This window comes from Arenibacter hampyeongensis (assembly GCF_002909255.1).
Classification (GTDB): Bacteria; Bacteroidota; Bacteroidia; order Flavobacteriales; family Flavobacteriaceae; genus Arenibacter; species Arenibacter hampyeongensis.
The window spans coordinates 726,218-739,258 of record NZ_PIOB01000001.1 but is presented as its reverse complement, the minus strand read 5'-3'; the positions used below and the strand labels follow the sequence as shown (position 1 = coordinate 739,258).

Below are 13,041 nucleotides of genomic sequence, written 5' to 3'. Positions count from 1 at the left end.
AAAAGCCCTTTTTATAACGTTCCTCGCGACTCTTGTTCCCGCTCTATTGCTTCAAACAATGCCTTAAAATTTCCCTTTCCAAAGGATTTTGCACCCTTCCTCTGAATTATTTCGATAAACATGGTAGGCCTATCCAAAATGGGCTTGGTAAAGATCTGCAGCAAATACCCCTCATCATCCCTATCTATAAGTATCCCAAGCTCACTCAAGGGCACTAAATCCTCATCTATAGTGCCCACCCTATCCAACACATCTTCATAATAACTGGAGGGTACGGTAAGGAACTCCACCCCTCTATTCTTAAGCGCGGTAACCGTTTCTATAATATTGTCCGTGGCCATTGCCATATGCTGTACCCCGGCTCCATTATAAAATTCTATATACTCTTCTATTTGTGATTTTTTTCTTCCGTCCGCAGGTTCATTTATTGGAAATTTAATTCTTCCGTTACCATTACTCATTACTTTGCTCATTAGAGCCGTATACTCCGTTGAAATATCCTTATCGTCAAAGGAGACCAACTGGGCAAATCCCATAACCTTTGCGTAGAACTGGCACCATTTGTTCATTTCGTTCCAGCCCACATTGCCCACCATATGGTCTATATACTTAAGTCCTACATCCGTTGGTTTATAAAAGGGCTTCCATGGCCGATATCCAGGCATGAAAGTGCCCTTATAGTTTTTGCGCTCCACAAAGACATGTACCGTTTCTCCATAGGTATGGATTCCGGATAGGACGACCTCTCCATCAGCATCTCTTTTGGCCCTGGGCTCAAAATAACTTTCTGCCCCACGTTTCATTGTTTCCACATAACTCTCCCTAGCATCATCTACCCACAATGCTATAACCTTTACTCCATCTCCATGCGCGTCTATATGTCTATTGATATCCCCTCCAGATTTTAAGGGAGAGGTTAATACCAATCTTATTTTATCTTGTTGTACTACGTAGGAAACCCGATCTTTGAGCCCCGTTTCCAAACCGGAATAAGCCAAGGGCTGAAAACCCCATGCCGCCATATAGTAATAAGCGGCCTGCTTGGCATTTCCCACATATAGTTCTACAAAATCGGTACCCAAAAGCGGAAGAAAATCTTCAGCCTCCAAGTTTTCCTTTGTTAATTTTAAAGATGATTTATCCGTTGTTGCCATAGTAATAAATTTTTGAATTGAATTGTAACGTACGTAGCCAAATCCTCAGCTAAAAAAATGAAAGTTGCCGTTATCCTACGAGCCAATGCTCAGATAACCAATATGTTGCGGCAAATCACCACATGGCCCTAAGATGGGCAGTAATATCAATCCTAAATTGCAGCATGATCAAAATCCTGTTTAACAAATATCGTAATAAATCTTGGCATTAACTGTTAAGGGCATTCCTTTTTAATTTCCCTAAATGGCTGTCTAAGCAACTCCTAAAACCAATAACCAATACTAAAAAAGATGTGATTCTGCTTAATTTCCGGGGAATAGGAATAGAATACCTGAATGGGCCCTATAAAAGATTCAAGGCCATAGCCAAGTGCATAACCGGAATACTCCGGTGCTTTAAACCAATCTGCCGTTCTAAACAGGTCATCGCCCACATTGGCAAAATTTGCTGCAAACAACATATGGTTCTTGGAAACAAACTCATAATCGATTCTGGCATACGCTTTAACATAGCTGTTTCCCACTAAACTTAAAAAATCATATCCGTAAAACGGGGTAAAATTGTTTATTAAATGGTTTCCATAACCGCCTAACACAAAATCTAGAGATGTAACAGGTGATATGCCCCATTTAAAACCTCCCTCGGTTTCCAGATTTAAGTATAAATTTCTTGCCAGGGAAAATGCCCCTCCCATTCTGGCTTTACCGATGGAAAACTCCTTAAAATTATCGTTAAAATCGGAGGATAGCACATAAAAATGAAAGTCTCCATCAAAAAACAAACCCTTGGTAGGAAAATAAACATCATCATATGTGTCATAGGTAAGTTGCCCATAGGAACTGTAATAGTGGCTTTTCTCAAAATAAGTTCTGTTATTTCCCGTGGTAATCGGGTTGGAAATGGTATCCAACTGCCCTAAAGTTTTAGTGCTAAATTTCAATAATTTATGTTCCAAACCAAGTGTAAAAGAAAATTCTTCCTCAATAACAGTTTGCACATAAACTTGATTGGTTAAATCCGTTGCGCTTAAGTTTATTTTTCTAATATTGGAATTATTTTCGACATCAAAATTGGATTTTATCAAATCAAAATCGATTTCCTTATTAAAATCATCGAACCTGGAATTAATCCCGAAACTCCAATAAAAACCTTTATCCACATAATATTCCAAATTGTACCTAAGATTGTCACCAATAATCAAATCGACTGAGGCCACATCATCATCCATTAGAAAATTCTTTCGGGTTAGGTTTATTATTCCTGCACTTTTGTAGAGATCATCAAAATGCACCCCTAAACGAATGAACATTTTATCTGGATTCTCTCTGACATTCAACAACAAACCTACCCCAGGACCGTTGTTGAGCAATTCGTACTTAATGGACCTGAAGTTCCCAGTAGCGGACAAATTGTTTATACCCTGTTGAAGTTTCTCAAAGGTAACCTTGTCGTCTACATTAAATCTTAATTTACCCTTGATATAGGCCCTGGAATAGTTATAGTTCCCGTTTATCACCAGATCATTGATCAATAAGGTATCTTTTATATTCGCCGCCGATACCTTTGGTCTTTGTGCATAGTGCTGCGAGGCAACCTTCAGCAATTCCGGAATATGTAATTTGGCTGCTTCCTCCCCTTTATCTATTATTATTTTTCCCATGTCAAAATCTATCACAGAGTAGCCTTTGATATCAGGGGTGATATAAATATCGGTTTGGGCCGATTTTTTTTCCATGTCACGTACCGTTCTATAATTGTTGATCTGTAGCAGAATTTCCGTAGCGCTCAACAAAGATTCCCTGTCCGACAATCCATGCTGTACATCTACACCTATAATAATATCGGCGCCCATTTTCTTTAATTCCCCGATTGGATAATTATTTACCACTCCACCATCTATCAATACTCTCCCGTTTATCTCCACGGGTCTAAAAAGTGACGGAAATGTACCGCTGGCCAAAATGGCCTCAGGCAAATACCCTTTATTTAACAGTACCTCGTCCCCAGTTTCTACATCTGTGGCAACGCATACAAATGGGATTTGAAGTTTACTAAAATCATTAATGTCCTTGACATGGTATAATAATCTTACAAACTCGTTATAGATACTTTGCCCTCCCGATATGGCCTGTGGAATGGTGATTTTAAAATTGTTGAACGGAAGTGTCAACGCATATCTTTCCGAATCCTCTTTCTCATAAAATGTTTTGGCGCTTCTGGGCACATTGTCCTGTATTAATGCCTGGAAATCCGTGCTTTTGAAAATGGAATCCAACTCCTTGGCGGAATACCCTGATGCGTATAGTGCACCAACAATGGCCCCCATACTGGTACCCGCTATATAGTCAATTTTTACCCCAGCCTCTTCAATTACTTTTAAGGCTCCAATATGGGCCAAACCTTTTGCTCCACCACCACTCAGGACCAGTCCTACTTTCACATCCTTCCTTTCCGTCTGTACCTGTGCATGGAATAGTTGTGGAAAAATTAGTAAACAAAATATGTACAGTGACTTTAGCATGTAGTTAAGATAGCTCTTTAATGAAAATTTTCGTAGATTTTCTTGGCTTTTGACATTCCAATGGTTTGGGCCAAATTCTCCAAACTGGCTTCCTTTATCCTTTTAACCGATTTATAATTTTTCAGCAATTCCTCCACAGTTTTTTCCCCTATGCCTTCTATGCTTTCCAATTCTGAATTAATGGCTGCCTTGCTTCGTTTGTTTCTGTGAAACGTAATCCCAAATCTGTGGGCTTCATTTCGCAGTTGTTGAATTATTTTCAACGATTCGGACTTTTTATCCAAATATAAAGGAATAGGATCTTCTGGGAAGTAAATTTCCTCCAATCTTTTCGCAATTCCTATTATGGCTATCTTTCCTCTTAATCCCAACATATCCAAACTTTTTAGCGCGGATGACAGTTGACCCTTTCCTCCATCTATGACAATAAGTTGGGGCAAAGGCTGTTGCTCCTCCAATAGTCGCTTATAACGCCTATAAACAACCTCCTCCATTGAAGCAAAGTCATCTGGGCCTTCAACAGTTTTAATATTATAATGCCTATACTCCTTTTTGGAAGGTTTCCCGTCCTTAAAAACTACACAGGCCGCAACCGGATTGCTTCCTTGGATGTTGGAATTATCAAAACACTCAATATATCTTGGTTCCGCAGACAGTCGCAAATCCTTTTTCATTTGCCCCATTATTCTATTGGTATGTCTGTCCGGATCTATAATCATTATTTGCTTAAACCTGTCCTGTCTAAAAAATTTGGCATTGCGTTCTGAAAGTTCCAATATCTTTTTTTTATCTCCCAATTTGGGAACAATGACTTTTAGATGCGCTTCCAAGGCAACAGCGAAAGGGACATATATCTCATTTGATTGTGAATTGAATCGCTGTCTAATTTCTACTATCGCCAATTGTAGCAAATCACTATCCGTTTCATCCAATTTCTTTTTTATTTCCATGGTATGGGAACGTATGATAGAACCATGGGAAAGTTGCAGGAAATTAACGTAGGCAAAAACCTCATCGGAAATAATAGTAAACACATCAACATTATTGATCTTAGGATTTACTATAGTGGTCTTTACTTGATAATTTTCCAAAACTTCTATCTTATCCTTTATTAATTGAGCTTCCTCAAACTTCATATCCTGTGCCAAAGAAGTCATCTGCGTTTTGAAATAGTGAAGGGATGATTTAAAATTACCTTTAATGATTTCCCGTATCTCCTGTATCTGCCTATTGTAATCCTCCTCCAACTGGAAACCTTCACAGGGACCCTTACAATTTCCCAAATGATACTCCAAACAAACCTTATACTTACCTGCCGCTACTTTTTCTGAAGAAAGATCATAGTTACATGTGCGTAAAGGATATACACTTTTGATCAGGTCCAATAGCGTATGAACGGTTTTCATGCTGGTATACGGCCCAAAATATTCCGACCCATCCTTGATAAATTTTCTGGTAGGAAAGATTCTGGGAAACTTTTCATTTTTGATGCAAACCCATGGAAATGTTTTATCGTCCTTAAGCAATACATTATACCTTGGTCGGTATTTCTTTATTAGATTATTTTCCAATAATAGCGCATCGGACTCGGTAGGTACCACGATATGTCTAATAGACCTTATTTTCTTTACAAGTACCCGGGTTTTTCCTATCTCGTGATTCTTACTAAAATATGAGCTAACCCTTTTTTTTAAGTTCTTAGCTTTGCCCACATATAGAATCTTATCTTCCATGTCATAAAATTGATATACCCCGGGATTGGTAGGAAGCGAACTCAATTGAACTTCTATAGGAATTTGGGACATGTATTTTAAGGAGGTTTTCTTTTTTACTTGACTTAGGAAAATTACTGTGTTTTTCCCAAAGGACACAAAAATTATAGCTTTTTAACTCCCTTCATCAGAATTTCATAGAATAAATTGGGAGATAATTAATGTAACCCCGGGATACACAATTCTGAAATTACAGATCTACTTTTTATAAAAAATCCAATTAAACTCGACAAGGCAAAAATTATTATCGATTAAATGCACTTTGACCCAAAATAATCGTTATCGTACACTATTTTGCAACTAATTGTTTTTCAGGTAATTAACTTTAAAAAGTTAAAAAATTAGCATGGCTAATAATTCAAAAACCAAAATAATTGTTAAAAAACATGTATTTCATCGATAAAATGATACCCTTGGTGGATGATTTATTATTTTTTTACCTATATTTAGACAAATTAAAATTATTTAACGCATGGACAACTATATAATAACTTTGGGAACATACTTAATACTTATGCTTTTTTTCAAAATTTATTATGCAGTGGCTTCCAAGGAATAGTTATCCTGACGTATCTATCCCCCGAAAGCCTAAAGTATAACCCCCAGATATGTTGAAAAAAGATTTGCGTTTAATCTACTCTGAACGCCGTAAAAATCTTACTCCACAATTAATATCAGATTTAAGTTTATCATTGGCCAACCAGCTACTTAAATTACCTATTTGGAATTATTCCTACTATCATTTATTCCTTTCCATTACTGAAAAAAAAGAAGTCGACACCAGCTATATAATGTCTATTTTGCAGGGTAAGGACAAAAACATTCTACTTCCTAAAATGTTGGATGACCAAAATCTAATCAACTTTTTACTTACCGATAATACCCCTATCAAAAAAAATCACTTGAACATCCCGGAACCAGTGGATGGAATTGAAGTGCCTCCTGAGAAAATAGAAGTCGTATTTCTCCCTTTAATGGCTTTTGACCTTGAGGGCCACAGAGTTGGTTATGGAAAGGGTTTTTACGATGTGCTATTGCAAAAGTGCAGAACCGATGTTATTAAGGTAGGCCTTTCCCTTTTTGAGGCAGAGGAAAAGATAACGGATATAAATCCGTACGATATACCCTTAAACTATTGCGTTACTCCTGATCGGATATATTCGTTTTAACTTCCTCGGAACTTTCCCCAAAAGCTTTTTTATTAAAAACAATTAAAATCCCCACTCCAGTACTTATCGCCGTATCAGCAATATTAAAGACAGGTTCGAAAAAACGAAAATTATTTCCGCCCACCATGGGCACCCACTCCGGCCACACTGAGTCTATCATGGGAAAATAAAGCATATCCACTACCTTTCCGTGAAATATACTGCCATAAGGTTCCGAAGAGAAGGCTGTCGCCACTTGGGAATAGCTATCGTTAAAGATCATTCCGTAAAATACAGAATCCAAAATATTGCCCAATGCCCCGGCGAATATGAGCGATACGGCCAGGATTAAGGTTTTGGAAGAATTCTTTTTTATCGTATCAAACAACCAATATCCAATTCCGACAATAGCGAACAATCGAAATATGGTCAGTACCAGTTTCCCTACAACATCGGATATCGGCAGTAAATCACTAAGTTTAGTCCCCCATGCAGCACCTTCGTTCTCTATAAACAAAATCTTGAACCAACTAAAAACATCCACCGATTCACCTAAAACAAAGTGAGTTTTAATATAAACTTTACTTATCTGGTCGATGGCCAGAATTACTACTATGATAATTAGGGATTTTTTTAAACTCATTTCTTGAAAATAGGTTCGGCAAAAATAAACATATTATTCGGTTTTCCTTATGTTGATATTTCCGCTCACAGAATTAAGCGTAAAATGATCATCTCCAGAAGACATTGGTTCCCGATTAATTTGGCCATATTTTGTAGATACCATAATACGTGCATTTTTGGTAATAAGATTAATATTTCCACTTTGGGTCGTTATGGAAACATTTTCTCCCCCTCCCTCAAAGGTGCATCCGCCATCGGACAAGGTGATCTTTAGACCTGAATATTCCCCGGTTACCTTAACATTGCTACTGGTACCGTGCAACAGGACATTGAGGTATTTTGGGATTGAAATTTTTAGTGAGACGGAGACCACCTTATGTGCACTTAACTTGTCGTTTGGCAAAATAAAATTGGGCTGAAATCCCGCACTGACCAATACTGTACTTCCTTCTTGGTTTACATTTACCAATAAATTTTGTACATACTCGCCATCCAATGTCCCCACCACGGTTATCTTGGGAATATCCACTGTTTCCAAAACAACGGAATAACAATTCTTGGTATCGATCTGAATATACGGAAAACTGGAATCCTCAATGGTTTTAACAACCATTTTTTGGGCAGATAAAAAACAAGTACCCAATAGGAAGACAAGAACTACAATTAGTCTCATAATAAAAAAACGCCCTGTTAGGCGTTTTTAAATTTTAGGATTGCATATTTTTTGCTTCAATGCTCAGCGTTGCATGCGGTACTAACTTAAGTCGCTCTTTACTGATCAGCTTTCCTGTAACACGGCATATGCCATAGGTTTTGTTCTCTATGCGCAACAAGGCGTTTTTTAGATCTCTAATAAATTTCTCCTGACGAATGGCCAATTGGGTATTTGCTTCCTTGCTCATTGTTTCAGAGCCTTCCTCAAAAGCCTTGAACGTTGGTGAAGTATCATCCGTACCGTTGTTACCATCATTCATATAAGAACTCTTTAAAAGTTCCAAGTGACTTTTTGCTTTTTCAATTTTCTCTTCGATCAGGACTTTAAACTCGTTTAAATCCTTATCCGCGTACCTTACTTTTAATTCTTCGGCCATAATCTTAGTGTTTTACTATAAACAATCTGGTATTAACTTCATCGAAAGCTATTTCTATTCCCATATCCAAGCTCTCTTCAAAGTTAAGTTCTGCTGCCAAGGTTTCGGTTTTAATATATGCAATATTACTTTCTACCGCTTCCTGGACAAATCCATTTTTCAATAATTTAATATCTATTTTATCTGTCACTTCAAATCCTGATTCCTTTCTCAGGTTTTGAATTCTATTGACTAGTTCCCTAGCAATACCTTCCTTTCTTAGATCCTCATTGATAGAAATATCCAGGGCTACCGTAAGTGGTCCTGAACTTGCTACCAACCAACCTTCTATATCTTGAGAGGAAACTTCTACATCCTGTAACTGTAAAGTAATACTTTTATTATCAAAATGGAGTAAAATTTCGCTTTCCTGTTCAATTTTTTGGATATCATCCTGATTTAACTGGGCTATGGCACTGGCAATCAACTTCATATCCTTTCCAAACTTTGGCCCCAAGGTTTTAAAATTTGGCTTAATTTGTTTTACCAAAATTCCAGAAGCGTCATCCAACAATTCTATCTCCTTCACGTTCACTTCGGACTTTATCAAATCGGCAACAGCTTCAATTTCCAACCTTTGTCTATGGTCCAATACCGGAATCATAATTTTTTGCAATGGTTGGCGCACTTTGATCTTCTCCTTCTGGCGAATGGACAAGACCAAGGATGATATGGTCTGGGCCTTTGCCATTTTACTTTCCAATTCCCTATTTACCAATGAGGCATCATATATGGGAAAATCGGCCAAATGTACACTTTCAAAAGGCTCTTTCTGCGTTGTAATCGTTAAATCTTTGTATAATCTATCCATATAAAATGGCGCAACCGGTGCGGAAAGTTTTGCCACAGTGGTTAAACAAGTATACAGCGTTTGGTAGGCCGATATTTTATCTTTTTGATAGTCACCTTTCCAGAAACGCCTTCTACTCAACCGCACATACCAATTACTAAGGTTCTCCTGAACATAATCCGATATGGCCCTAGTGGCCCTAGTGGGTTCATATTCACCATATGCCTCATCCACAACTTTGATCAAGGAATGTAGTTCGGATAAAATCCATTGATCTATTTCCGGTCTTTCATTTAATGGTATTTCATCTTCGCTATAATTAAAGCCATCTATATTGGTATACAGCGCAAAAAATGAATAGGTGTTGTACAAGGTACCAAAAAACTTTCTTTTTACCTCTGCAATGCCCTCTAGATCAAACTTGAGATTGTCCCATGGGTTTGCGTTGGATATCATATACCAACGAGTGGCATCGGCCCCAAATTCATCCATAGTTTCAAAAGGATCTGCCGCATTGCCAAGGCGTTTGGACATTTTCTTACCTTCCTTATCCAATACCAGACCATTGGAAACTACATTTTTATAGGCAACTGAATCGAATACCATAGTGGATATGGCATGCAATGTATAAAACCAACCTCGGGTTTGATCTACACCTTCGGCTATAAAATCGGCGGGGAAAGTCTTTCCTTCATCAATTAAATCCTTATTCTCAAAAGGGTAGTGCCATTGGGCATAGGGCATAGAACCACTATCGAACCAAACATCTATCAAATCGCTTTCCCTCCTCATTGGTTTTCCAGAGGCAGACACCAAAATTATTTGATCTACGATATTCTTGTGTAGGTCTATTTTATCGTAATTGCCCTCAGTCATATCGCCTACAACAAATTCATCAAAGATATCATCCTCCAAAACTCCTGCAGACACCGCCTTTTTCATTTCCTCCTTTAGTTCGGCAACAGAACCTATCATCAGCTCTTCCTTACCATCATCAGTGCGCCATATAGGCAACGGAATTCCCCAATAACGTGAGCGTGAAAGATTCCAATCATTGGCATTTGCCAACCAATTGCCAAATCTTCCTTCCCCAGTAGCTTTAGGTTTCCAATTGATTGATTGATTTAATTGGAACATCCTATCTTTTACATCGGTAACCTTAATAAACCAGGAGTCCAAGGGGTAATAAAGTATAGGCTTATCCGTTCGCCAGCAGTTAGGATAACTGTGAACGTATTTTTCCACCTTAAAGGCCCTGTTTTCTTCTTTCAGCTTAATGGCAATCTCTACATCCACCGACCGCTCCGGAGCCTCACCATCGTCGTAGTACTCGTTCTTTACATATTTACCGGCAAACTCTCCCATTTCGGGTCTAAATCTCCCCTGAAGATCTACCAAAGGAACTGGATTGTTATTTTCATCCATAACCAACATGGGTGGTATTTCAGGTTCCGCCAATTTTGCCACCAAGGCATCATCTGCCCCAAAAGTAGGTGCGGTATGTACAATACCGGTACCATCTTCTGTGGTAACAAAATCACCTGTTATGATCCTAAAGGCATTTTCTGGATTTTGGTACGGAAGTACATAATTAAGTAGTTGTTCATATTTAACCCCTACCAGGTCCTGTCCTTTTGTGCTGGTAATAATTTGATAAGGAATTTTCTTGTCCGTGGAAGTATAATTCTCAAAATCGGTATCACTTTCCACTTCAAAAAACTTACCGCTAAATTGTTTTCCCACCAAGGATTTGGCAAGCACAACGTGCATTGGTTCAAAAGTATATTGATTGAAGGTTTTTACAAGAACATATTCGATCTTGGAACCCACAGTAAGTGCTGTATTCGATGGTAATGTCCATGGAGTCGTCGTCCATGCCAGAAAGAACACATCACCTTTGGCGTCCCCAAAATTTTGTGGAAGCGTTTCTTTAATGGTCTTAAACTGAGCCACTACAGTAGTATCCGTAACATCTTGATAGGTGCCCGGCTGATTTAGCTCGTGGGAACTTAATCCAGTACCCGCCTTTGGGGAATAGGGTTGAATGGTATACCCCTTATAAATAAGCCCCTTTTCATATATCTGTTTAAGTAACCACCAAACAGATTCCATATACTTGGATTTGTAGGTAATATAGGGATCCTCCATGTCTACCCAATAGCCAACTCTTTCGGTCATGGCGTTCCAAACATCGGTATACCGCATTACCGCCTTCTTACAGGCAGCGTTGTATTCTTCAACGGATATTTTGGTGCCAATATCTTCTTTAGTGATACCCAATTCCTTTTCAACCCCCAACTCTATTGGAAGTCCATGGGTATCCCATCCGGCCTTGCGCTTCACTTGAAAACCTTTCATGGTCTTATAGCGCGGAAAAATATCTTTTATGGTTCGTGCCATTACATGGTGAATACCAGGCAATCCATTTGCTGAAGGTGGTCCTTCGTAAAAAACAAAACTATCTTTGCCTTCCCTACTGCTTACACTTTTCTCAAAAACATTGTTCTCTTTCCAATAGTGTAATACCTCCTCCGCAACTTTCGGTAAATCTAAACCCTTGTATTCTGCAAACTTCATAATAACAGCTTCTAATGCTACATTTTAAGTTTGCAAAACTAATGATTTTTAGCGTAAAATGATTCTGTTACAAGCAAAAAGCCCCTCGAAAAGGGGCTTTTTATAATTTATATTAATAGATCAAATTATTTTGTCCCGGTTACGGTAACATTTGCACTTATTTGGATGGTCGAACTTATCGTGATAGCATCCAAATTAATCCCTGTGGTCGACTCCACATTCAACAAAGCGTTGAAAGAAAAGCCATTACCCTCACCTTCCTTATAAGAAGCAAAAATTAATTCGTACTCCCCTTCTTCCAAGAAATCCAAACTATAGGAACCGTTAAGACCTTTTGCTTCCGCACTGGTTACTGCATTGGCAAAAGTTACTCCACTGTCCCCTTTTCCCTTGGTTTCAACATCGGCATTGAAAGTACCTTTTTCATAGGCGTAAACAATAATCTTGTCTGACGTGTTGTTAGCGTCGTTCACACTTCCTGAAATTTTGCCTGTCAATTCTGCATTTACAGTTCTAATCCCTGTCGAAAGCTCGCCCATGGTTACAAAATTAAAGTCACTTGACAATCCGTCCTTCTCTTCCTTAATGGTTTTTCTAAGGTCAAAATCCACTACGATAACATTGGTGGCATTTGCCAGCACCTCAAAGGAATCATTTACAGTAATTTTGTTGGATGAGGCAACCAAGGCATCTTTTTCTCCGTTAGCCTTTTCCACGTAACAACCTGGGGCATCACCATTCACATCCTTATCAAAATCCAATTCGAAAACGATACTTGTATACGATTTAGCCTGCAAGTCCAAGTTGCCTAAAGCTTCTGTCTTACCATTGACCAATGCCGCTAAGTTTATAGTTGTTGCATTAAAACCTTCCAATGACTTTCCGTCTACCGAAACATTGGCAATGGTAACAAAAACAGCCTCTACTTCAGCGTTATCTATGGGTGCATCCGTGACTTCAAAAGTTGTATTATACGATTCCCCCTCCATTGCAGAATCATCGTTTTTATCACATGACATCATCCCTACCAACGCTATTAAAGCAAATCCTGAAATCTTTAAATAATTCTTCATAATAATTTAGTTTTAAACATTTGCCTATATAACACTTAAGGCCACTATTACCCTACCAAAAAAAAATACAGTAAAAATCCATTTCCATTTAGACTCCTGATTCACAGAAGTCTAAATGATTAATTTTCTTACATTTTATTTACGGTTTTGACATCAGAAATTCTGAAAATCCCAATATTTAGCTATTACAATTTATCCCTTCTCCTAATTTCCCTATAGCTCCCATATAGGCTGAAACACCAATTCTATCG

9 protein-coding genes are annotated in these 13,041 nt (G+C 38.2%); 1 reads left to right on the top strand and 8 read right to left on the bottom strand.

What is annotated here, in order from left to right; translation table 11 throughout:
• Positions 1-11: 11 nt before the first annotated feature.
• The 3 genes from hppD to uvrC all read right to left on the bottom strand — a co-directional run bounded on the left by hppD (position 12) and on the right by uvrC (position 5,481).
• Entirely contained in the window at positions 12-1,154 is a 1,143-nt protein-coding gene (hppD, locus tag CWD91_RS02985; RefSeq protein WP_103439441.1) for a 4-hydroxyphenylpyruvate dioxygenase, read from the bottom strand.
• A gap of 263 nt (positions 1,155-1,417) precedes the next feature.
• Positions 1,418-3,676 carry a patatin-like phospholipase family protein gene (locus tag CWD91_RS02980; RefSeq protein WP_103439440.1) on the bottom strand — a complete coding sequence of 753 codons (2,259 nt, stop codon included), beginning with the start codon at positions 3,674-3,676 and terminating at the stop codon, positions 1,418-1,420.
• A 17-nt stretch (positions 3,677-3,693) separates the two neighbouring features.
• Positions 3,694-5,481, bottom strand: a complete 1,788-nt coding sequence (gene uvrC / locus CWD91_RS02975; RefSeq protein WP_103439878.1) for an excinuclease ABC subunit UvrC — start codon at positions 5,479-5,481, stop codon at positions 3,694-3,696.
• Between the two features lie 575 nt (positions 5,482-6,056).
• Here uvrC and CWD91_RS02970 point away from each other — a divergent pair.
• A complete protein-coding gene (locus CWD91_RS02970; protein WP_103439439.1) occupies positions 6,057-6,617 on the top strand; it encodes a 5-formyltetrahydrofolate cyclo-ligase in 561 nt (186 codons plus the stop codon).
• Here CWD91_RS02970 and CWD91_RS02965 read toward each other — a convergent pair.
• The 5 genes from CWD91_RS02965 to CWD91_RS02945 all read right to left on the bottom strand — a co-directional run bounded on the left by CWD91_RS02965 (position 6,589) and on the right by CWD91_RS02945 (position 12,790).
• Complete coding sequence (locus CWD91_RS02965) at positions 6,589-7,239, bottom strand: lipoprotein signal peptidase (protein ID WP_103439438.1); 651 nt, start codon at positions 7,237-7,239, stop codon at positions 6,589-6,591. The genes CWD91_RS02970 and CWD91_RS02965 overlap by 29 nt on opposite strands.
• A gap of 33 nt (positions 7,240-7,272) precedes the next feature.
• Positions 7,273-7,893, bottom strand: a complete 621-nt coding sequence (locus CWD91_RS02960) for a hypothetical protein (RefSeq protein ID WP_103439437.1) — start codon at positions 7,891-7,893, stop codon at positions 7,273-7,275.
• 34 nt (positions 7,894-7,927) lie between these two features.
• The gene (locus CWD91_RS02955) at positions 7,928-8,311 is read right to left on the bottom strand and encodes a TraR/DksA family transcriptional regulator (RefSeq protein WP_031445713.1); all 384 of its coding nucleotides are present in this window, start codon (positions 8,309-8,311) and stop codon (positions 7,928-7,930) included.
• Positions 8,312-8,315: 4 nt separating this feature from the next.
• Complete coding sequence (gene ileS / locus CWD91_RS02950; RefSeq protein ID WP_103439436.1) at positions 8,316-11,717, bottom strand: isoleucine--tRNA ligase; 3,402 nt, start codon at positions 11,715-11,717, stop codon at positions 8,316-8,318.
• A gap of 125 nt (positions 11,718-11,842) precedes the next feature.
• Positions 11,843-12,790 carry a DUF4382 domain-containing protein gene (locus CWD91_RS02945; protein ID WP_103439435.1) on the bottom strand — a complete coding sequence of 316 codons (948 nt, stop codon included), beginning with the start codon at positions 12,788-12,790 and terminating at the stop codon, positions 11,843-11,845.
• Between the last annotated feature and the right edge of the window lie 251 nt (positions 12,791-13,041).

What these genes read in the sequence shown, in the direction of transcription:
- CWD91_RS02970 (WP_103439439.1), top strand. Translation starts at nt 6,057, where the DNA reads ATGTTGAAAAAAGATTTGCGTTTAATCTACTCTGAACGCCGTAAAAAT.
- ileS (WP_103439436.1), bottom strand. Translation starts at nt 11,717, where the DNA reads ATGAAGTTTGCAGAATACAAGGGTTTAGATTTACCGAAAGTTGCGGAG.
- CWD91_RS02955 (WP_031445713.1), bottom strand. Translation starts at nt 8,311, where the DNA reads ATGGCCGAAGAATTAAAAGTAAGGTACGCGGATAAGGATTTAAACGAG.
- CWD91_RS02965 (WP_103439438.1), bottom strand. Translation starts at nt 7,239, where the DNA reads ATGAGTTTAAAAAAATCCCTAATTATCATAGTAGTAATTCTGGCCATC.
- CWD91_RS02945 (WP_103439435.1), bottom strand. Translation starts at nt 12,790, where the DNA reads ATGAAGAATTATTTAAAGATTTCAGGATTTGCTTTAATAGCGTTGGTA.
- CWD91_RS02980 (WP_103439440.1), bottom strand. Translation starts at nt 3,676, where the DNA reads ATGCTAAAGTCACTGTACATATTTTGTTTACTAATTTTTCCACAACTA.
- uvrC (WP_103439878.1), bottom strand. Translation starts at nt 5,481, where the DNA reads ATGTCCCAAATTCCTATAGAAGTTCAATTGAGTTCGCTTCCTACCAAT.
- CWD91_RS02960 (WP_103439437.1), bottom strand. Translation starts at nt 7,893, where the DNA reads ATGAGACTAATTGTAGTTCTTGTCTTCCTATTGGGTACTTGTTTTTTA.
- hppD (WP_103439441.1), bottom strand. Translation starts at nt 1,154, where the DNA reads ATGGCAACAACGGATAAATCATCTTTAAAATTAACAAAGGAAAACTTG.